Source organism: Pasteurella multocida (genome assembly GCF_900187275.1).
In the GTDB taxonomy this organism is placed as follows: Bacteria; Pseudomonadota; Gammaproteobacteria; order Enterobacterales; family Pasteurellaceae; genus Pasteurella; species Pasteurella multocida.
Genome location: NZ_LT906458.1, coordinates 1624770 through 1644323 on the forward strand (window position 1 = coordinate 1624770; position 19554 = coordinate 1644323).

Annotated in this window: 20 protein-coding genes and 1 tRNA gene; 2 read left to right on the forward strand and 19 right to left on the reverse strand. The window is 38.5% G+C overall.

Features of this window, described 5'->3' with window-relative positions; genetic code table 11:
• Positions 1-13: 13 nt before the first annotated feature.
• The 17 genes from CKV69_RS07430 to CKV69_RS10675 all read right to left on the reverse strand — a co-directional run bounded on the left by CKV69_RS07430 (position 14) and on the right by CKV69_RS10675 (position 14309).
• Positions 14-388 (reverse strand): ASCH domain-containing protein, encoded by a 375-nt coding sequence (locus CKV69_RS07430; RefSeq protein ID WP_005764193.1) that lies wholly within the window; start codon positions 386-388, stop codon positions 14-16.
• Complete coding sequence (locus CKV69_RS07435) at positions 366-1415, reverse strand: hypothetical protein (RefSeq protein ID WP_014326449.1); 1050 nt, start codon at positions 1413-1415, stop codon at positions 366-368. Before CKV69_RS07435 ends, CKV69_RS07430 begins: the two co-directional genes overlap by 23 nt.
• A 984-nt stretch (positions 1416-2399) precedes the next feature.
• Entirely contained in the window at positions 2400-3350 is a 951-nt protein-coding gene (locus tag CKV69_RS07440; RefSeq protein ID WP_014326450.1) for an Abi family protein, read from the reverse strand.
• 1013 nt (positions 3351-4363) lie between these two features.
• Positions 4364-6541, reverse strand: coding sequence for a DUF927 domain-containing protein (locus CKV69_RS07445; RefSeq protein ID WP_014326451.1), 2178 nt, complete (start codon positions 6539-6541; stop codon positions 4364-4366).
• Positions 6534-6968 (reverse strand): hypothetical protein, encoded by a 435-nt coding sequence (locus CKV69_RS07450; protein ID WP_016533390.1) that lies wholly within the window; start codon positions 6966-6968, stop codon positions 6534-6536. The genes CKV69_RS07445 and CKV69_RS07450 overlap by 8 nt, the downstream gene beginning before the upstream one ends.
• The gene (locus CKV69_RS07455; RefSeq protein WP_014326453.1) at positions 6965-7291 is read right to left on the reverse strand and encodes a hypothetical protein; all 327 of its coding nucleotides are present in this window, start codon (positions 7289-7291) and stop codon (positions 6965-6967) included. The genes CKV69_RS07450 and CKV69_RS07455 overlap by 4 nt, the downstream gene beginning before the upstream one ends.
• Positions 7284-7679, reverse strand: a complete 396-nt coding sequence (locus CKV69_RS07460) for a hypothetical protein (protein ID WP_016504559.1) — start codon at positions 7677-7679, stop codon at positions 7284-7286. Before CKV69_RS07460 ends, CKV69_RS07455 begins: the two co-directional genes overlap by 8 nt.
• Positions 7672-8232, reverse strand: coding sequence for a host cell division inhibitor Icd-like protein (locus CKV69_RS07465; protein WP_014326454.1), 561 nt, complete (start codon positions 8230-8232; stop codon positions 7672-7674). The genes CKV69_RS07460 and CKV69_RS07465 overlap by 8 nt, the downstream gene beginning before the upstream one ends.
• A gap of 122 nt (positions 8233-8354) precedes the next feature.
• Positions 8355-8717, reverse strand: coding sequence for a hypothetical protein (locus tag CKV69_RS07470; RefSeq protein WP_014326455.1), 363 nt, complete (start codon positions 8715-8717; stop codon positions 8355-8357).
• Between the two features lie 461 nt (positions 8718-9178).
• On the reverse strand, positions 9179-9454 hold the full coding sequence (locus tag CKV69_RS07475; RefSeq protein WP_016504558.1) for a hypothetical protein: 276 nt from the start codon (positions 9452-9454) through the stop codon (positions 9179-9181).
• 191 nt (positions 9455-9645) lie between these two features.
• Complete coding sequence (locus tag CKV69_RS07480) at positions 9646-9924, reverse strand: hypothetical protein (RefSeq protein ID WP_014326458.1); 279 nt, start codon at positions 9922-9924, stop codon at positions 9646-9648.
• The gene (locus tag CKV69_RS07485) at positions 9917-10636 is read right to left on the reverse strand and encodes a Rha family transcriptional regulator (RefSeq protein ID WP_014326459.1); all 720 of its coding nucleotides are present in this window, start codon (positions 10634-10636) and stop codon (positions 9917-9919) included. Before CKV69_RS07485 ends, CKV69_RS07480 begins: the two co-directional genes overlap by 8 nt.
• A 20-nt stretch (positions 10637-10656) precedes the next feature.
• A complete protein-coding gene (locus CKV69_RS07490; RefSeq protein WP_014326460.1) occupies positions 10657-11079 on the reverse strand; it encodes a hypothetical protein in 423 nt (140 codons plus the stop codon).
• Positions 11080-11088: 9 nt separating this feature from the next.
• Complete coding sequence (locus tag CKV69_RS07495) at positions 11089-11286, reverse strand: helix-turn-helix transcriptional regulator (protein ID WP_005764228.1); 198 nt, start codon at positions 11284-11286, stop codon at positions 11089-11091.
• A 224-nt stretch (positions 11287-11510) separates the two neighbouring features.
• Complete coding sequence (locus CKV69_RS07500) at positions 11511-12116, reverse strand: hypothetical protein (RefSeq protein WP_014326461.1); 606 nt, start codon at positions 12114-12116, stop codon at positions 11511-11513.
• Between the two features lie 472 nt (positions 12117-12588).
• Positions 12589-13872, reverse strand: coding sequence for a tyrosine-type recombinase/integrase (locus CKV69_RS07505; RefSeq protein ID WP_038641794.1), 1284 nt, complete (start codon positions 13870-13872; stop codon positions 12589-12591).
• Between the two features lie 342 nt (positions 13873-14214).
• A tRNA-Sec gene (locus tag CKV69_RS10675) sits at positions 14215-14309 on the reverse strand.
• A gap of 191 nt (positions 14310-14500) precedes the next feature.
• Here CKV69_RS10675 and selA point away from each other — a divergent pair.
• Complete coding sequence (selA, locus tag CKV69_RS07510) at positions 14501-15883, forward strand: L-seryl-tRNA(Sec) selenium transferase (RefSeq protein ID WP_014326463.1); 1383 nt, start codon at positions 14501-14503, stop codon at positions 15881-15883.
• 35 nt (positions 15884-15918) lie between these two features.
• On the opposite strand, the gene uriH is transcribed toward selA, so the two are convergent.
• On the reverse strand, positions 15919-16851 hold the full coding sequence (gene uriH / locus CKV69_RS07515; RefSeq protein ID WP_016504487.1) for a uridine-preferring nucleoside hydrolase UriH: 933 nt from the start codon (positions 16849-16851) through the stop codon (positions 15919-15921).
• A gap of 220 nt (positions 16852-17071) precedes the next feature.
• Between uriH and selB the strand changes: the two genes are divergently transcribed.
• Positions 17072-18946 carry a selenocysteine-specific translation elongation factor gene (gene selB / locus CKV69_RS07520; protein WP_014326465.1) on the forward strand — a complete coding sequence of 625 codons (1875 nt, stop codon included), beginning with the start codon at positions 17072-17074 and terminating at the stop codon, positions 18944-18946.
• 50 nt (positions 18947-18996) lie between these two features.
• Here selB and napF read toward each other — a convergent pair whose 3' ends face one another.
• The gene (napF, locus tag CKV69_RS07525) at positions 18997-19545 is read right to left on the reverse strand and encodes a ferredoxin-type protein NapF (RefSeq protein ID WP_014326466.1); all 549 of its coding nucleotides are present in this window, start codon (positions 19543-19545) and stop codon (positions 18997-18999) included.
• Between the last annotated feature and the right edge of the window lie 9 nt (positions 19546-19554).

Consider the following 19554-nt stretch of genomic DNA (forward strand, 5'->3'; position numbering starts at 1 on the left):
GGCGGTTTGTTGATTAATTAATGTAGCAATAAGACTGTGGAGGTGTGCCAGAAGCTATAACATCTGAAATCGCTAATGGTTCATCGTATAATTTGAATGAGTCAATTTCAAAAGCATGCGCTAAAGCTCTTGTGGAAAAATACTCATCAAAGAAATTTTTGGTAATACCAGAAAATTCTTTTGTTTTTTCCCAGAGTGATTCTGGTGTATGGGATATTACATCTTTAATCTTAAATTCACCGACCACTTTTCCAACAGGCATTGTGGAGTAAACGACAATTGTTGTTATTCCTTCGCGTTTTGGTAGCGATTTTCTAAACTCAAATTTTTTTTCACCTGAAATGATTTTTTCTACAAACTCAGGTTTAATCGATAATAAAACTTTCATTGGCTTTTGATAAATATATAATTTTGTTAAATTTTTCGTCCGAAATTGGATGTAGTACTATTCTATTTTTACCTTGAATAATTCCATTGTCAAGCAAGGATTGCCGATTAATTCTTTTAGGCAACACTAAATTATATGTGAATCTAATTACATATTCAGGATATTTTTCATAGTAGAAACGGGATAACTCTTGCTCTGTAAATACACTAAATTTTAGACAATATTTAAGATATTCAGAGAGTGTTTTAAATTCGCTAACATGACGCACACTTTCTACTACGCAAACGGAGGATAATACAGATCTGTAATAAGCTCTCTTTGCGATATCAGTCATTCTATACATCACAAGAATATCACCCCTCCTTAGATTATTCGCACCATAAGCTGCTGATATATAAATCTTGTGTATGCTATTTGAATGTGACACATCTTTAATAATATCTGGAGATTCTCCAAATAATTTTGATTCTGGAAACATTCTTGTGTGGTATTCAGGTTTTATGGCAAGTAGATATTTATTAGCGTTTTGTTGATGAATGAAAGGGTAGTCTTGATAAATATGGTTCTTAATCACATGGAGATCTCTTAGGTAAACAAATTCAGTCCCGTTCGGGCTAACTTTTTCTCCATTCTTCTCAAAACCATAGAATTTGAACAAGTCGATTAATGGCTCATGTTTTTCAAAAACAGTAAGATAAACTATATCGACATGGTTTGTTATGGCAATATCTAATATTTTCTTTATAAACCTTTGTCCTCTTAATGTTCCAGCAGGATTAAACTTAAACGTCCCCACTTTCATCACAGCTTTTCCTCGAATGGGTGGGTTTACATCTTCTACATCACTCTCAAATTTATAATATAAAAAGCCTTCTATCAGGTTATTATCGTTATATAAAACATAAGCCCACTCGTTTGACTTTCTTTGAAACCAGTCAGAAAACTCTTTATAATCTTTCTTTAAGCTATCAAAGAATGGATCGTCTAAATTGACATCTGAGAAGAGTACAACTTTTAAGTTATCCATATTTTTCCTTATGTTAAATCCACTAATCACAAAGCACAGACCACCAAAAGACTTTGTTTATCAAGTGCCACGCTAAATTCAAAAAAATCACCTTTATAACAAGTTGATTTTTAATACTACGACAATAGCGTTATATAAACAAATATCTATTATATGTTTTGTGATCCGCCTCAAAGAGTAAAAAAGGTCGAAAAACTGGAATAACAATTTAAGGAGTTTTTAGGAGCAGTAGTTTGGGCTTTTTACTTGAACTTTTTACCCCCTCCCTATATCTGAAAATTTTAATTTCGCGGTTGTAAAAATTGAGTTAGTGGAGCGGTTGATAAAGTAAAAAGTAGTAGAGATTTAATCGTCTCTCTTCCAAATAATGTTATAAGCATTAAATACACAAATTTTTTAATATGTGACACATAATCAATATGTGGATTTACGAGGGGGGGTGATGAAGATTAATTTATGGAGTGGCGGAGATCATGGGAGTCCAATTCACTATATAACATATTGATTTATAAAAGACTAAATTTTAACACCCTAAAATATAGTACTATTCCTAGTACTATTTTTGTTTGCTACCCCCTGTTTTGATTATTTTTCATACTTATTTTTTTGTTTGATTCATCTTTTCTAAAAATGAGTTTCTTTACATTATAAAAAAGGACTAATTAAAACTTGTTAAGAGAGTGTCAGCCATTGGCTGATACTTATCAGGTATACGTTAGGATAATTTTCTTAACGGTGATTCTGCCGATTTTGCCGATGCTATAAAAAAGGTCAAAAAACTGGAATAGCGATTTAAAGAGTTTTCAGGGGCGGTATTCAAGACTTTTTATCTAAACTTTTTCCCCACCCTCCCCATATCTGAAAATTTTAATTTCGCGGTTGCAAAAATTGAGTTAGTAGGGCGGTTGCTAAAGTGAAAAGCTGTAGAGATTTAGCCTCCCCCTCCCTTTCTATCAACATTTTTAGGCAATAAAAAAGCACCATTTAGGTGCTTTCATTATAGTTCTGTTTCATTAACTCTATAGGCAGTGTTGTATACTCTCCTAACCCCATAAACTCTAATTTAGCATTTGGAACATCGGGAAAATCAGTATCAATTAAATCCTTTAGTTTTTCTAACCATTTATAGTTTTTGCTGTCAGTCTGCTGAATTAAATACCATAATATTAATATGCGACTAAAAACACGTTGCGATGTCCTTTCGTTCGTTTCTACTCTAGTGTTAGGTAAAGTAATAGCATTAAAATCTTTATTCCATACTCGAGAATGATGCGCACACAAGTTTCTCAAAATGTTGATTTCATGTAGCCATTTTTCAAAAGTAACATGATCTATACCAAATTTCTTGGAAATTTTTTTCTGATTGTTTCCTTTTAAAAATGAGTAATATTTTGATAAGGTTCCAAAATCCCATATTTCTACAATCACCCAAAAAGGTATTTCTTTATCATTTTCCCTATGATAAATAATAAACTCAGCTTTATTTCTTTTAATTTCGTCCTGTAACTTAGGTAACCAAACATTATCATAATTTCTTCTTACTTTTGGACTATCTTTCTTAATAAAATCCTTATTTTTATATGCTAATGGATCTATGCGACCTAATTCATGCGCCATAACCGAACGTATGTTAACCTCTAATCTTTCGATAATATCTAACAGTAATAATCTCAGTTTTTTATCGAATAAATAAAGCTTATAAACTTCATTAAAAGATGTATTTGGTAAAAACTCATCAATAAATTGACTTTGTCTTATGCCATTTTCAGTAACTATAGCAGTCCTTCTACTAGTAAACCAAAATCCAGAAAGACGATAATAACCAACCTGAGAAAGTTTTCTTTTCGCGTATGAAATATCTTCAACTACCATCTTTCTAGTAAGCAAAATATCAACTAACTCAGCATATTCCTTATGAGGTTTTGTTAAAAGCATAGGATAATAAAGAAGAAGAAAGGAAGGGTAAGGAGGTAGCTTTTACACTCAACATTTCGGATTGAGGTCAGTTTTATCGTTTAGGCTACCCCACGATTGCGGTGTATTTTACACAAAATAAGATCTAAAACAAGGATATAGATCACATTTTTGATGGGTCATATAGGGCTGTATAGGGTCAAAACTCAGTTTTTCAATACGAGACAGCAAGGAAACTAAATGACTTCACAGACAGATTTCTGTTATTAAACAATCTATAAATATAGACCGTAGTCCTTATTAGGAGTTCCAAGCATTGCTTAATATTTACCCCTTTGAACTAATCATAATGTGGCTAAAGTAAGATTTTGGAATAAAGAAAAAAAGCCAGCAATTTCTGAAAACCCATCCGCTTCAATTGCATTGGGATCTTACATCAGATGCTGACCTTTCTAGGAAGAATATTAAAACCGAAACCGATCTAAGTCAATACATTCAACCTGCACCCAACATTGGTGGATGTAAATATCCTCAATAGTATTATGTAGCATAATCTCCCTCATTTTTCATAAATCCACCGCCACGATTTTTATCAAGAAAAAAAGCAATGTGTATATATAAGCAAAAAACTATAGGACCAATAGGACCATAGGACCAATTCAGGATTGGCGCGGGTTGAAGGCTTGTTTTTTGGTCCTATTCCATTTTTAAAAATAGGACCAGTAGGACCAAAATAGGACCACTTTTTAAAATGGTCATTTTTTGAGCTTTAAAAAATAGGACCAGATTTTATTTATTTTTTATATAAGTTATTGTTTTTTATCTATATATTATTTTCTGGTCCTATTGGTCCTATAAAAAAACTGTTATCTACACGAAAAAACTTTTTATCTAATTTTTTTAATTCTGCGTCCATTGCCTTGTGTAAAATAAATGCTACATATTTTACGAATTTTGGATATTCTCCTAATTAATATGCTACATATTAAGCAATAAAAAAGAGGGCGCTTGCCCTCTTGTTTATACTGGATAGGTTATGTATTTTCTTCCTCCTCGCTTTCCACCAGCGTATAGAGTAAATAACATCTTGTGCGATCACCTTTTATTTGGCGTGGGAGTTTGATTGTAAATCCATACCCCTTTTCCTTTCCTCGCTTTAACATTCCTTTCTCGGCTAGGATTTGGCAAGCCTGCTTTTTAGGATGTCCTTTTATTGCCTCGTCAAATGCCATTGGGTACAAATAAAAATACTCTTGTTCATCGCTCTTGCTATCAGGTATTACACGAAAGCCAGCGATATTGTTTACTTCTCTTTGCGTTGGATCTATTGGGTATCTAATAAAACGCCCCTCCGCATTTGCTAAAAGCCAGCCATTCACTTGCTCAATAACCTGTAATTCCTCACGGCTATGATAACCAAAGATATTTACCCACTCATTAAATGCTTTCGTTATCGCATTTTCACATTCGCCCACATCCCACCCCGTGAAGTCTAGGGAAAGTTTTAACGTCATTTCTAATATCGAAAAACGGCTCATTACACGCTTAACTTGTGAATGGCAATCATTCGGCAAGGTATTTAATCTATTCTCTAAAATGGCTCGATATAACGGCTCTATGGCGTTGTTATGGTGTAAATCAATAAGGTGCTTAATCCACTCACGCCCTATAACGCCATAATGCAATTTTGAGGCTTGGTTTAAATGGTCTGCGTGCGCCTTTCCGTCTTTGTGGTGGTGGAATTGAGTAGCCCTTTGTAGTGGAATATTCAACAATCGGACTAATTGCCCCACATTCGTTTTTATCCCCACGTTAGTTAAGTAAGTTTCTAAATCTATTTCCCCCGTAGAAAAAGCCACCGTGCGCCAGCGTGCTAAATCTCGGTTTCCTCCCTCTTTTGCGCCTTGTATCTTGCCTACACCATTAAATAGACTATAAGCAATGTCGCCAACGTGCTTGCGGTTGGTGCTTTGCCCTATCTCATCCAACGGCATAAAACCATCATTGCGTGCTTGCGCCTCGTTGCTAATCCCTAGCGGTGTAGTTAGCCAACTTAAACGGATTTCATCAGGATGACCATAGATAGAACTTGCAATATTGGCGATGGTTGTTTTGCCTGTTGAGCTACCCCCAAAGATATGAACACCAAAGCTCTCCGCATTGATCAAATGAATAATAGGCGCACTTAACGCAACGGCTACACCTAACATCATAAACGGATTACCGGCCACATTATTGGCGATTTCCTGTTGCCAGCTTTCAATGCTACCCCTTACCCCATAGCCTTTATTATTGGCGGACTGCCCCACAAAAAATACTGGCGTTTTAGGCTCTCCAATAACCTCGCCATTAGGGAGAATATATGCGCCTGATTGCCACCCTGTCGCATTTACTACGCGATAAAAGCCCTTTTGATAGTAGTCTTGTAAATAATCGGCTAAGTAAGGTCGTAAGCGTTGATTATTCGTGATATTTAAACCATTTTTACGCAATAACTGCCAGCCTGTACGCTCGCCCACATCTTTTAACGGCAACGCAAGCAATGTATTATTATCACTATTATGCGGTTTAAAACTAATCATGGTGTAATACTCTTCATCACTTCGACCTTGTCCAACCACCTCTAATTCATCACTCAGCCAATCTTCACGCTCAATAATTTCCCCAGTATCCTTATCTAATTTTGGAGTAATGCGATATAAGCCACTTTTACCGCCTATTTTGCGCTTTTCTATGTAAGGTGACATATTATCCACCCAAACATTATTTTCCTTCTCTATGCCCTCCTGTGCGATTATTTCAGCCATACCGCTATCTTGTCTTACTCGCTTAATGTAACTGCTTAGATTTTCGGTTACTTCGCCAATACAATTACATAATGCCAATTGATCAACTTTAGAATGTTTGGCAAGGTTAAGACAAAGTGCGGTAATTTGCGCCTGTGAAAGCTCACCGCATTGAATCAGCCTTACAGCTCTCTGCGCTGGTGGAACAATTGCTAACCGCTCTAGCTCGTTTAATTGTTTTACGTCAAGGATAATCGGCTTTTGTGTGGCGTTATGCTGTAATGCTTGGCAAAGTAAGAGCCATCCCTCGCCCTTACCTTTACCCCACCATTCCCACGCTTGACTGCCTGCTAGCACAATTAAATCACTAAATGGCTCATTGGGTTGTTCTTTAAGGTGCGGTGCTTGGATCATTTTTTTACTCATTTCCGCCCCCTTGTATCTCGTCCACATTAAAACTAACGCTATGTAATTTGCTAATTAAATATTTAGCACCACGCATAAAGGATTTAATCTGCCCCTTTTGTTCTTTACTTAACGTTTTTCCTTCTGCTAATTTTTCCACCACCAGCAAGCCTTTTGATAACCGTTCGGCTAAATCATCACATTCTTTGGCTAATTTAATCTTATGGTGATAGCAATCTGGAAATTCATTAAAACAACGTTGGTTACTGTCTTTTATCAGCTGAAATTGGCGGTTAATTTGCGTATATAGCACACATAAGCCATTTCCTTTGCCTAAGGTGAGGGTTGGCTTTCTATCGTTCAAATAACCCTCTAATTTCGCTTTAAACGGCTTATTAGGTTCGGTGGTGGATTTCGCTACTTTCATTTGAGTAATTGGATTCATCATTGATCACCTCCTAAACCGTCCGGATGACTAATTCTGATTTCAGAATACAAACCAGTGGTTTTTAAATAATCAGATACATCACAAGCTTGAGCATAGGTAGGATATTCGCCCACAAAAGCAATCTCGCCTTGTTTATCAAAAACAGTGATTTCATAAGGAGAACGCTCTACTCTCAATGTTGAACTATAAACAAGCGGATCGTTATCCATTGCCTCACGTGCGATTTGTGCTGCCTCTTGGTATGTTTTCCCGGTGGCAATAATGAATGGTTGACCTTCTACGGTTTCATCTTCTCGATAAGTGATTACGCTGTATTTACGCATAAATCACCTCCATAGCAGGAGCAAAAGCAATAGGTGTGCGTGAACGAACCGCTAAAAGTGCGGTAGATTTTTGACTAGTTTTCATTGTGGGATTTCTCAATAGTTTAGTAAAAGGAGTACCGCACTTAGTAGGGTGCGATACGGTCTCAACTACCGCTATTGAACGGCTAACCTTATTCGTGCGCAAATGCGCCTTATTTCGGTTTATCAACCGTACCGCAAATTCGGTTAATGATAGGGTGTCAGTCAATGGCTGATACTCTAAAGAGTGAATTTGAGGTAAAAAAATACCGCTTGAATAACGCTTGCGGTTAGCGTCAATAGATGTAGTACCTTGAATACTACTAGCAATAACAGATCTTGACAATGCTTTTTTCACATTACGCATAAATACCCCCTTTAACCTCTAAAGTGCGGTCATTTTTTGCGGTGTTTGGTAAGCGACCTAAGAGAATAAGAACATAATTACGCGCTAAATAGGCTCTCGCTTGGGTTTCGTTATCAGCTAATATGCGGATTTGTTCTGCTTTGGTTTGGTCGTAGTGTTGGCGTGATATGCCTAAGAATTGGTAAATCATTTGCGTAACTCCGTATGTAAAATTATTGAGAGTTACCGCTAAAAGTTTCCACGCTTTAGGGCGGTAACGTGCGACTGGGTGGAAAACTGCGACATACGGTACACAGCCAACGATTAAACGTTGCCAATCGCACGCTACCATTGAGAATAGATCCATTGCTGGATTTATTTTAGGTGTGCGAACTTCACGAACAAAAAAAGCACGGTTAAATGGCGTGCTACTGTTCGCCGTATGTTTATTATTCGAGTTTCCACGCTCGGTTAGCGATTTTGCGCTAACGATTAAATAATGCCAAAACGCACCGCACTTTGTAAAGCGTTTTAGCTCACTTTTTTTAAATAAATCGGATTTTTTGAATAGCATTTTGATATAATCCCTTTGCCTAGATATTGATTTCATTCCAAAGCCTCATTGAGTTAAACTCGGTGAGGTTTTTTGTTTCTTGCCGTAATCTTGCCGTTTTATCAGCCTATCTTTTATGTAAATCACCGCCTTTTAAGCCATTTTGAGAACCTAATTTTTTGATTCAATCCAGCCAGTTCTGTTGCTGTTAAAATGTCATGTTTTGCTGGTGGATCTTTCCTATCACTCATTAAATCTGTTCTCTCTGTTCTGCCCCTGTAATGTGGTAATAATTCCCCTTGTTTTGCCATTTCTGCCTTAAATTCCTCTATCATTTCAACAGTACGATAATCATTTAACAGCTCGCTTGCTCTTGCCCTGATAGTGTGCGGTTTCATTCGTGATAACTGGCTTTCACTTAATACCGTTTTTAAGGCGTGCGTAGCATTTCCTAATCTTGAATACGCTTTGGCAAACTCCTTTCTCACTTGATACCCATAGCCCATTCCACCACCCTATATACTTTATATGTTCAGTTTTCCCCTTGTATGTGTACCACTTTCCTCAATTTTGAGGTTTGTTTTAAAATCAACGACTTATAATTCCCTCAAATTGAGGTAAAGCCATACTCCCTCGCGCGCGCTCGTACTGGTCGCAAAATTGCCTTTTTTATGGACTCCAAGAATTCAGGGTATTCACCACTCCCTCGCTCGCACTGGAAAGGTTGCCGTAATGGTGCCGTCCCCTAATCTTCCTCACGCGCTTACTGAATTTAACTGGACCAATTTTGGTCTCGTTGAATATACTTCCTCGTATGTGTTTGTACTGGAATATCCCTTTTTTATGGACTCGCAAAATTCCCAAAACCACCATTGGTGGACTGGCTCAAAATTGAGCTGGTTTTCATCTCCTAAAATTTGAGGAGATTACCGCCAACTTGTGTTAGTTCAGTTGTGGTCACGAGCATTCATTTTTTCTCAACCTCGCTTAGCCTTTTCTCTAACTTATTCAGCGTTTGCCTAGCCTTGAGTAATTGCCCCAATAAGAACTCCGTAGGGTATTGTTTATATTCCCGTTCAATTTCTAGCACCTTTTCTTTCTGCAGTTGGATGACCTCACTTAATGGATAGGGTTCGTTATCGTCATCAAGACTAAGAAAATAGTAGGTAGTCGCTCTCACCAAGTAATGTTGAACGGCATTAGGTAAGAGAAAACGCTTAGCTATCTTGTTCTTTATTTCCATTTCTTTTCCCAATAAATTCGCTTTTCTTCTACGGTGAGATTGTGAAAGTGAGTAGCATATCCACCGTGCTTTAATGCGTTAAATCGGCTATGGCGATATGCTTTTTCCGTTTCGCAAATAGGCGTTTTATTTCGCACTTTTGGCGTTATCTGAACACTCACAATCCACCACCAGCAAGGGTTTAACGGTTTTCACAATTCGCAATTTGTTTCGCAATTTATCTGTAATAATTGCGCTAATTTTTCTTGGATATTCTCCACGTCATAAATTAAGCAGTTAATACGCTCTAACGCCCACTCTAGATAGTCTTTATCGCTCATCCTGACGTTAGGCTCTCCCTCTGTTTTTATCGTTGGATAACCTTTATCTATGGCGATTTCTAAACTCTCTTGGATATTGTTTAACTGCGCCAAAATATCTGCGTATGTAGGTTTATATTGGCTTTCTGCTGGTGGATTGGTATCAAGCATTTAATGCCCCCTTTCTCAAATGGTGTAATGTGGTTTCCTGTAACTGTGCTTTGCGCTGGTGGTAGCCCATACCTAACTTAATCATTACGGCATTTTCAGAAAGCAACTGATCAACTAATTGCAACTGATCAACGGTCAAGCATTGTCTTATTTCCACATCATCAGGATAGCCATTCTCCAGTAGCCACGATTTACGGCTATTCCCTAGTGCTACTACATAAACAAGGTTATTTTCTCGGCTGTATGCGTGAGGGTCATCTTTGCCTACTTGTTCTAAGCGGTACTTAATCGCCTCATTCATTCGTAGTTGATCAACTTTCATATTGGCGCGTGTCGCAAGGCGTTTTTTCATCTCGTTAAACTCTTTGATGTACTGCTCTTTAAATTGCATTGCTTTCTTGCCAGTAAAGCCCATCACTAACAACGTAAAACCATCTTGGGTCATTAAATACATTGGTCTTTTCTCACCTTTCTCATCGGTGTATTTAACCGCCTTAAAATTAAGGGCGTTAAATTCAGGCGAACAACCTAAGTTTTTTATAGTCGCTAGAAGATTATCGTGCCGTTTACCAAAGTAATGCGCTACTTTTAGGCTATCTGTCATCGCTACCGTTTCCTTGTGAAAGACTTTAGGAAATACTGCGCTATTTACCGCACTTTCTGCGCCTTGTAGCTCGTTTACTTGGTTTACTTGATTCTTGGTATTAATCATCATTAAATCCTCGCTATGCGCTAAATATTGGCTTTTGGGCGTGATGGTTTTTGTACTATTCTTTCACCGTCCACCACCGCCAAAGGGTCAACATAATTAAAGCGGTTCATTGCCTCGTTAATATCTGCCTGTGAGAGTGGCTTATAACCTCGTTGGCTTGCTTTCAGGTTGTAATACTTGGCTAACTTCTCGCAATCTTTCGCACTTGCTACTCGGTAAGAGAGATAAACGCCACCGTATACCCCCTTGCGTTCCACTCGCACAAATGAAATATCGTTTTGCTCCTCGAGTTGATTAATCTCATTACGCAAAGAACGGTTAAAACAGATTTTTTGTAATTCAAGTTCACTAACCTCACCCAATAGCACAGCTAAGCCAGCTACTTTTGGCTTACGTTCCATCAGTGGAAAGTTAAAACTCGCTAGATATTGATCACCTTCCATAATTCCCCCTTATGCGTTAGTGGATTGAATAAAGGCATTGACCTCATCAGCACTAAAACGCACAGAACCACCAATTTTGATTTTTTTCAGTAAGCCCTGTTTTGCTAAGCGGTCAATTTTGGTGCGTGAGCCAATACCAAGTGCGGTTAGCTCGTTAATGGAATAGTATTTTTTGATTGGTGTTTGATTGGTTTGAGTCGTACTCATAAATACCCCTTTTAATTTGGTTAATTAAAATTAAGCAAAGTATTTCGTTTTGCTTGGGAGTATTTTGCTGTGGGAATTTTAGTAAGCCTATCCAACGTACTGTTGATTATATTTTCTAACAGTAGGTCATATTTTCTCACTGTTAGATTATATGGTTTACAGTAAAACAGATAATCAACTAAATGAATTTTAGGCAATAAAAAAGCCGATCTATTGAATCGGCTCTAGTGGTTATTTTGATGCTTTTTCCTGTTTGGGTTTAAATCTCTAATCCATTCTTGGATAAGCCCTACGCTTTTTCTTATTCCTAACTCGCTCTTTATTTCATACGCAGTATCAAGTAACGATTTTTTGCGGTATTTCCCCCATATTTCTTTTGCCAATATTCTAGCAGAGTTAATATTAGGATCTTCTGGCTTTGGTTTTCTTTTTGCTCTATTTTGTTTGGCTATTGCCACATTTGAGATTTCTAAAAGCTTTAACAATCTCTCATATTTACGAATAATAACGGCTATACTTAACAGGGATCTACCTTCAAAAAGTGCGTTCTCTCCATTTGCCACTATGTAAGAAATAGTATTTAATAAAAAACTTTTAAAGGAATTAGCTTCTATTTTATTAATAACACTATCTCTAAAATCTTTGAAAGTTTCAAAAATATCTTCATCATTATAATCTTTTACATGGTTAATAGCTTCGCTCAATCTCAATCTAATCTCATTTTCAGAACTATTTTTTATTTCGTCTAATTCCTTTATAACTTGAACATAATAATGCTCACAATAATCATCACGAGTGGCAAATTCTTTTTTATAAATATCACGCTCCATAAAACGTCCCTATACGTTGCCCTATTTAGTTGGTGCGCAACAAAGAATAAATAGGGTTATTCTCTTTCGGCTCGGGTAATTAGTCCGCCCCTAGTTGCGCATATTTGGTTAAATATTTCTCACTAAATTTAATCATATTTCACCATACTGTACAAGCACTGTATAAAAAGTTTATTTTCAGCACAACACAACCTCTTTTTAGCCCATTTACTGCCTCATTTCGTCAAAATCACCTAAAAAAATAGGACCAAAACAGGTAAAAATAGGACCAAAATCACTAAAAATAGGACCAAAACAACTAAAAATAGGACCAGATTTTATTTATTTTTTATATAACTCATTGTTTTTTATCTATATATTATTTTCTGGTCCTATTGGTCCTATAAAAAATTTATACTCCTATTAAGAAAAGTTTTTTATGGTGTTGGTGGAAATAAAAAGGCTAAACAAATTAGCCTTTGAAAGAATAGTATTAAGCCACAACCTTAAGATGTTTTGGTGGTGGAATAATTGGCTCTGGTGCTTGGCTTTCTACATAGTCCGCCCATTCTTGTAACATCACCGCCCTTTGTGAGAGATATAAAGATTTATCATAGGTTCTGCGGATCTGGTTTTTATCTTTATTTTGCTTGTGTGATAAGGCTCTTTCTATCCAGTCGGCTTTGTAGTCTTTCTCGTTTAATGACGTGCTGAATAAATGGCGTATGCCGTGCGTAGTGAGGCGATTTTCCCCTATACCCTTGATAATGGCTTTACGCATTGCCTCAATGCTTAAATGACCGCTTTTCACTGTTAAACTGGCAAATACAAATTCACTCTCAATGCCAAGTACGGTGTGTAATTGTTGCATTTTATTAAATATCCCAATTGCTTGGCGTGATAGTGTTACTACGTGTTCTCGCCCCTCAGGTAGATTTTTATTGCCCTTTTGGACTCGGTAGATCCACGTTTTCTCTTTGTAATGAATATCCGCCCATTTCGCTTTGGCGATTTCAGACGGTCGCCCACCAGTCAATACCACCAGCATCACCGCATAAAATGAAAACGGATTAAAACGGTTTTCATCTCTTGCTCGGTAAAAGCCGTGTAAGAACTCGCTTAATTCTTCAGGGGTAATGGTATTCATTCCCTTAGAGACTGGCTTATCAAATTCCTTGCCTATTTCTGCCAGCGGATTATGTGCAATCAATCCCCTATGAAGTGCGAACCGCATCACATTGTTAAGATTGCCAATAATCTTTTTAACGGTTTCTAACTTGCCCTCTTTCTCTAGTGGTTTAAGCGCATTAATGGCGATAAGTGGCGTGATTTCTGATATTGGATAATTGGCAAAGTGTGGGAGTAAATGACGTTCAAATAAAGCCCACGTATCTTTGGCGGTACGTTCTGAAAAGTTAGCCTTTATCTTTCTATCTTCAAACCACGCTTTAGCCATCTTCTCAAAGGTACGGCTTAGCTTATCCGCTTGTGCTTGTTCTTGTTGCTTACGGTAAGTTTGCGGATCGATATTATTCGCCAGCAAGGCATTAAATTCATCGCGCTTGGCTCTGGCTTGTGATAGTGATAAATCAGGGTAAGTACCCAAGCTAATTGTAGTGCGTTTCTTAGTGTAAGGCTGGGCGTATCTAAAACGCCATAATTTCGCCCTTTTACGTGATACTTCTAAAAATAGCCCGTCACCATCATATAGTGGCTTGCTTGTCGCTTTTGCGTTTTTAATCTCGCTGTCTGTTAGTTTCTTCACTAATCTAGCCATAAAAAAACTCCATGTAAAAAGAGTTATTTTTAGAAAGCCTACTCAAGATAGTACTATTTTTTGAATGAGAGAATTATAGCACCAAACCCTTTCAAACCTTGTTATAAAAGGCTTTATGGAGCTTTTAGTACTATGATTTGAAAGTTTTATTTTCTCATTTTGGGAGTAAATAGTACTAAAATGGGTTCTTTCTAAAATTATAGTACTATTTATAGTACTAAAAACTCGGGTTAGAATGAATAACTTTGATTAATTTTGCACTATGTAAAATGGGATAAATCTTGATTTTATTGGTTTTTATTGATTATTTTGGTGAGGTTTGATTAAGATTAATTTATGGATTGGCGGAGGAGAATGGGAGTCGAACCCACCCGAGATTGCTGGCAACCTCAACAGGATTTGAAGTCCTGCCGCTTCACCGGAAACGACGCTCCTCCGTGCTAGAAGTCGTGAGCACTTTAACGCAAATACACAAGGGATTCAAGTAGGTAAGTAAAACTCAGGTAAAATTGACCGCACTTTTTTAACCGCCTCACAAAATTGGGCTTTCTTTTTGATTGCATACTGAATTTTCAACGAAAAACGAGTATGATTAAATCAATTTTGTGCGCAATAAAAAGGAATCCGAATGTTGCTCTACTCTTCTCTTCCTTCCATTGATAAATTGTTAAAAACGCCTGAAGGCGCTAGATTAAGTCATGAATTTGGGCATACTGCGGTAGTGAATATTTGTCGTCAATTGATTGAACAAGGGCGTGAATACATCAAGAATGAAAATAAACTGCTCCCCGTTTTTCAAGATATCAGCGATACGTTACGTGAAATTGAACACCAGTTACACGCACAAAGCCAAGTGAAAATACAATCCGTCCATAATCTGACCGGTACTATTCTACACACCAATCTTGGGCGTGCCTTATGGTCAGATGCTGCACAACACGCCGCCTTGACCGCAATGTCGCACAATGTGGCATTAGAATACGATTTGGAGGAAGGCAAACGGAGTCATCGTGATCATTATATTAGCGATCTCTTGTGCCAATTAACGGGGGCGGAAGCCGCCTGTATCGTCAATAACAATGCTGCAGCGGTGTTACTTATGCTAGCGACCTTTGCACAAGGCAAAGAAGTGATTATTTCTCGTGGTGAATTAATTGAAATTGGCGGTGCTTTTCGCATTCCAGATATTATGCAACAAGCCGGTTGCAAATTGGTGGAAGTCGGCACAACCAATCGTACACATTTAAGCGATTATCGTCACGCGATTAACGAAAATACTGCCTTTTTAATGAAAGTGCACAGCAGTAATTATCAAATCTGTGGTTTCACAAAGTCAGTAACAGAAGCAGAACTGGTAACGTTAGCCAAAGAATTTAATCTACCAGTGATGACTGATTTAGGCAGTGGCGCATTAGTCGATTTAGCACAATATGGATTGCCGAAGGAACCGACCGTGCAAGAAAAATGGGCACAGGGTGTAGATTTGATTTCATTTTCTAGCGATAAACTACTGGGCGGACCACAAGCAGGTATTATTGTGGGCAAAAAAGTCTGGATTGATCGCTTACAAACGCATCCTATTAAGCGTGCACTGCGCTGCGATAAAGTCATTCTGGCAGGATTAGAAGCCACGTTGCGTTTATATTTGCAACCAGAGAAATTAAGCCAACACTTAACCACACTGCGCCTGTTAACACAACCAGTAGAAGCATTACATGAACAAGCCAAACAGCTCCAATCCGTATTACTGACAAAGTTAACCACAGATTACAGTGTAGCTATCACCAATAGTGTGGCACAAATTGGCAGTGGCTCACAGCCCATGGCAACCATTCCTTCTGTCGCAGTCACCATTTCCACTGAAAAAGCAGGAAAACTGACCGCACTTTTACAACGTTTTAAAGCTCTTCCACAGCCGATCATTTGCCGAGTAGAGAAAGAAAAAATTTGGTTAGATTTACGTGGTTTAGCGGATATAGATAGTCTCCTCAAGACAATCATGCAGCTATAAAAAGCAAAAGGGGCATATGCCCCTTGCTTGGTGCGTTAACCAATACGTTGCAAAGCATCGTAAATCAAGCCCCAAAATTTCGCTTTATCCAGTTGCATTGCCACCTGTGTGTGACAATTTTCAGGAATCGGATAACGAAAATCTGCCACCGTCATGCCCAATGTGTGAGTGCCTGTTAACTCAATATTGATGGGCACCACTTTCGTCGTACAAACCGTCGGATCAATCACATAAGCCACTGCGCAAGGATCATGTACTGGCGGATAATCAAAATTTTGTGCTTGCTTATACATTTTGCGAAAAAACGCCAACAATTCGAGAACAAACTTAGCTGGTTTTGTTTGAATTTTTTCAATGTTTTTAATCACATCTTCTGTGGCTAAAGCTTGATGCGTCAGATCCAATCCCACCATAGTTAATAGCCATTTTTCATTGAACACAATATGTGCCGCCTCAGGATCGATCTTAATATTAAATTCCGCAACAGCACTCCAATTGCCTGTGTGATAGCCTCCCCCCATTAAGACAATTTCCTTCACGCGTTCCACAATGCGAGGTTCTTTTCTCACCGCCATGGCAATATTCGTTAAACCACCGGTAGGCACCAACGTAATTGTTTTGGGCGGGTGGGTCATCACTAACTCAATAATTAAATCGACGGCATGACGTGAATCTAAACTCAGTGTGGGTTCGGGCAAAACAGGTCCATCCATCCCCGATTCACCATGGATACTCGGTGCAACTTCTACTTCTCGCACTAAAGGTCGCACACAACCTTTGGCAATAGGTACGTTAAGGATATTGGCTATTTCAGCTACTGCTAAAGCATTACGACTGACTTTTTCTAACGTTTGATTACCCACCACAGTCGTGATTGCTAACAGATCAATTTCTGGATTGCCATGCGCTAACAGAATCGCAATGGCATCATCATGCCCTGGATCACAATCTAGAATAATTTTTTTCATGTCCATTCCTCTCCTACCTAGAATAACATCTTGTTTATCTTAATAATTTTCATTCAGCGTAGAGCTAATTGGGTTTGAGGACAATCCTTTAAGCTCAAAACTGTGAATGAGATCACAACATAAGTGCCGCCTCATGAGGTGGCATAAGAGCGCAACAGAAAAAAGTTATTCATTTAAACGCTAAATGCTAAAATAAAAACAAAAGCATTGAGGATAAGAGATGATTATTGTGACATCAGGCCATGTTGATCATGGTAAAACGGCTTTATTACAGGCTCTCACTGGCACCCATACCGCACATTTACCCGAAGAAAAAAAGCGCGGTATGACCATTGACTTGGGTTATGCTTACTTGCCTTTAGAAAAAAACGGAAAAATCGACCGCACTTTAGGCTTTATTGATGTGCCGGGGCATGAAAAGTTTCTCGTTAATATGCTCGCTGGCTTAGGTGGTATTCATTATGCGATGCTCATTGTGGCAGCAGATGAAGGTGTGCAAGCACAAACTCTAGAACACTTGGCAATTTTACGTTTATTGCAATTAGAGCACATTCTTATCGTTATCACCAAAGCAGATCGCGCAACATCACCGCAAATTGAACAACTTTCACAACAATTAAAAGCGAATCATCCCATTTTAGCCAATTCACCTGTTTTTATCACTTCGGCTAAAACCGAACAAGGTATTGATGAATTACGTAACTATCTTGCTAAGTTACCTAATTTAGCGGATTCCAATAAACCCTTTCGTTATGCTATCGATCGCGTATTTAGCGTAAAAGGGGTAGGTACCGTCGTAACCGGCACTGCATTTAGTGGACGTGTACAAATCGATGATGAACTGTTGTTATCCAATGGTCAGACCGTACGTATTAAAAATATTCATAGCCAAAATCAACAAACCAATGTGGGTAACGCAGGGGAACGCTTAGCATTAAATCTGAATGTGGATTTAGATCGCATCACCATTGAGCGCGGAGATTGGTTACTTTCTCAACAACCCTTGCCACCAACATCACGTATCACCGTGCTGCTCAATGCGGAAACTACCTTACAAGAAAGTCAGCCTATCCATCTCTATCATGCCAGTGCGCGAACAACGGGTAAGCTAAATTTACTGCAACACAAAACCCTTTTGCCTGCACAACAAGGTTTAGCAGAAATCATTTTAGAAAAGCCATTGTTCTTAGCTTATGCTGATAAACTCATTTTACGTAGTGGCGATGCCAAACATCTGGTCGCAGGTGCGAAAGTTATTGAGATTAATTCGCCCAAGCGCCACAAGCGAACTGAACAACGGTTAGATTTCGTATATGCTTTACAGCAAGCCAAAACTACCACTGAACGCACCACACTTTATCTACAAAATAAAGCTGTTGATGCTCAAACGTTGATGTGGACGGAGCAATTAAATGCAGAGCAGCTCGCTGAGATCGTCGCGACCAATCAGCAAGTGCGTTTTCAGGATTGGATCTTTAACGCAGATTATCAACAACAACAAACCGAGAAATTATTGACCGCACTTGCGCAATATCACCAAAATCATAATGACCAACTGGGTATCAGTAAGGCTCGTTTATATCGGATTGCAACCCTGAACCAACCCGAAAAATTGATGTATCACTTCCTAGAAGCATGTTTGGCTAAGGGGCAATTACAACAGACACGCGGCTGGCTACATTTACCTGAACACAAAATCCAATTTTCAGAGGACGAACAAGCACTATGGCAAGCGGTACTGGAACAATTTGAACAACAGCATGGGCACCCCCTTTGGGTGCGTGATCTCGCCAATGTGTTAGGGCAAGACGAAAGCGCAATGCGAAATTTTCTCTATAAAGCGGGGAAATTGGGTTACCTGACACCGATTGTCAAAGATCGTTTTTTCCTCACAGAAACGCTCTACGCTTATTCACGTTTAGTAAAACAATTCATTGCAGAGCACGGCGCGATTTCAGTCAATCAACTCCGTGATGAGCTTCAATTCGGACGTAAATTGGTTGTACAGCTGATTGAATATTTCGATCGTTGTGGTTTTTTGCGCCGCAAAGGAAATATTCACGTATTACGTGATAGTGACGTATTTGATTTGTAAAAACGGTGAGTGAAACGCTCACCGTTTATTAGCCATACTCAGCATAGTGCCTAAACCTTCCTTGATAAGGTAATTGCCCCCAGCATACAACTTATCTTGCATTGACCACAGCCATGACAAGCTGGACTAACAACAAGTTGTTTATGTTGAATCGACAAAGCATGTTGTGGGCATTTTTGCTGACACTCAGAACAAGATTGCCCTTGTGTAATTAAACATTTTTCGCTAAAGATTGGACGTAATTCCGTGTCCGCTGAAAATGCTCGATGTAAGGCGCCTGTAGTACAAGCTTCGGCACATTTACCACAAAAATCACAGGCTGAAAAATCAATTTCTAGCACGGGTTTTCCTTCCACCAAGCGAAGCAAGCCATAAGGACAGGCACCAATACAATCCGCACATCCATGACACACTTGAAGTAATAAGGCTTCTTTAGCCGCAAAGGGCGGTCGATTTTTTAAACGTTTTTCCTGTTTCGTGTTTCCCCCCAATAAGCCACGCAATAAACCACGACGTGAAATAGTATGGTGAGAAAGATAGGCTTCATAATAACGTTCATCTTTCTGACGATGCCGATGAGTTGAGTCATTATTGTGCATGCTTTGCCT

What these genes read in the sequence shown, in the direction of transcription:
- CKV69_RS07445 (WP_014326451.1), bottom strand. Translation starts at nt 6,541, where the DNA reads ATGAGTAAAAAAATGATCCAAGCACCGCACCTTAAAGAACAACCCAAT.
- CKV69_RS07435 (WP_014326449.1), bottom strand. Translation starts at nt 1,415, where the DNA reads ATGGATAACTTAAAAGTTGTACTCTTCTCAGATGTCAATTTAGACGAT.
- selB (WP_014326465.1), top strand. Translation starts at nt 17,072, where the DNA reads ATGATTATTGTGACATCAGGCCATGTTGATCATGGTAAAACGGCTTTA.
- CKV69_RS07500 (WP_014326461.1), bottom strand. Translation starts at nt 12,116, where the DNA reads ATGGAGCGTGATATTTATAAAAAAGAATTTGCCACTCGTGATGATTAT.
- CKV69_RS07470 (WP_014326455.1), bottom strand. Translation starts at nt 8,717, where the DNA reads ATGGGCTATGGGTATCAAGTGAGAAAGGAGTTTGCCAAAGCGTATTCA.
- uriH (WP_016504487.1), bottom strand. Translation starts at nt 16,851, where the DNA reads ATGAAAAAAATTATTCTAGATTGTGATCCAGGGCATGATGATGCCATT.
- CKV69_RS07450 (WP_016533390.1), bottom strand. Translation starts at nt 6,968, where the DNA reads ATGATGAATCCAATTACTCAAATGAAAGTAGCGAAATCCACCACCGAA.
- napF (WP_014326466.1), bottom strand. Translation starts at nt 19,545, where the DNA reads ATGCACAATAATGACTCAACTCATCGGCATCGTCAGAAAGATGAACGT.
- CKV69_RS07495 (WP_005764228.1), bottom strand. Translation starts at nt 11,286, where the DNA reads ATGAGTACGACTCAAACCAATCAAACACCAATCAAAAAATACTATTCC.
- selA (WP_014326463.1), top strand. Translation starts at nt 14,501, where the DNA reads ATGTTGCTCTACTCTTCTCTTCCTTCCATTGATAAATTGTTAAAAACG.
- CKV69_RS07475 (WP_016504558.1), bottom strand. Translation starts at nt 9,454, where the DNA reads ATGGAAATAAAGAACAAGATAGCTAAGCGTTTTCTCTTACCTAATGCC.
- CKV69_RS07460 (WP_016504559.1), bottom strand. Translation starts at nt 7,679, where the DNA reads ATGCGTAATGTGAAAAAAGCATTGTCAAGATCTGTTATTGCTAGTAGT.
- CKV69_RS07480 (WP_014326458.1), bottom strand. Translation starts at nt 9,924, where the DNA reads ATGCTTGATACCAATCCACCAGCAGAAAGCCAATATAAACCTACATAC.
- CKV69_RS07430 (WP_005764193.1), bottom strand. Translation starts at nt 388, where the DNA reads ATGAAAGTTTTATTATCGATTAAACCTGAGTTTGTAGAAAAAATCATT.
- CKV69_RS07455 (WP_014326453.1), bottom strand. Translation starts at nt 7,291, where the DNA reads ATGCGTAAATACAGCGTAATCACTTATCGAGAAGATGAAACCGTAGAA.
- CKV69_RS07465 (WP_014326454.1), bottom strand. Translation starts at nt 8,232, where the DNA reads ATGCTATTCAAAAAATCCGATTTATTTAAAAAAAGTGAGCTAAAACGC.
- CKV69_RS07440 (WP_014326450.1), bottom strand. Translation starts at nt 3,350, where the DNA reads ATGCTTTTAACAAAACCTCATAAGGAATATGCTGAGTTAGTTGATATT.
- CKV69_RS07490 (WP_014326460.1), bottom strand. Translation starts at nt 11,079, where the DNA reads ATGGAAGGTGATCAATATCTAGCGAGTTTTAACTTTCCACTGATGGAA.
- CKV69_RS07485 (WP_014326459.1), bottom strand. Translation starts at nt 10,636, where the DNA reads ATGATTAATACCAAGAATCAAGTAAACCAAGTAAACGAGCTACAAGGC.
- CKV69_RS07505 (WP_038641794.1), bottom strand. Translation starts at nt 13,872, where the DNA reads ATGGCTAGATTAGTGAAGAAACTAACAGACAGCGAGATTAAAAACGCA.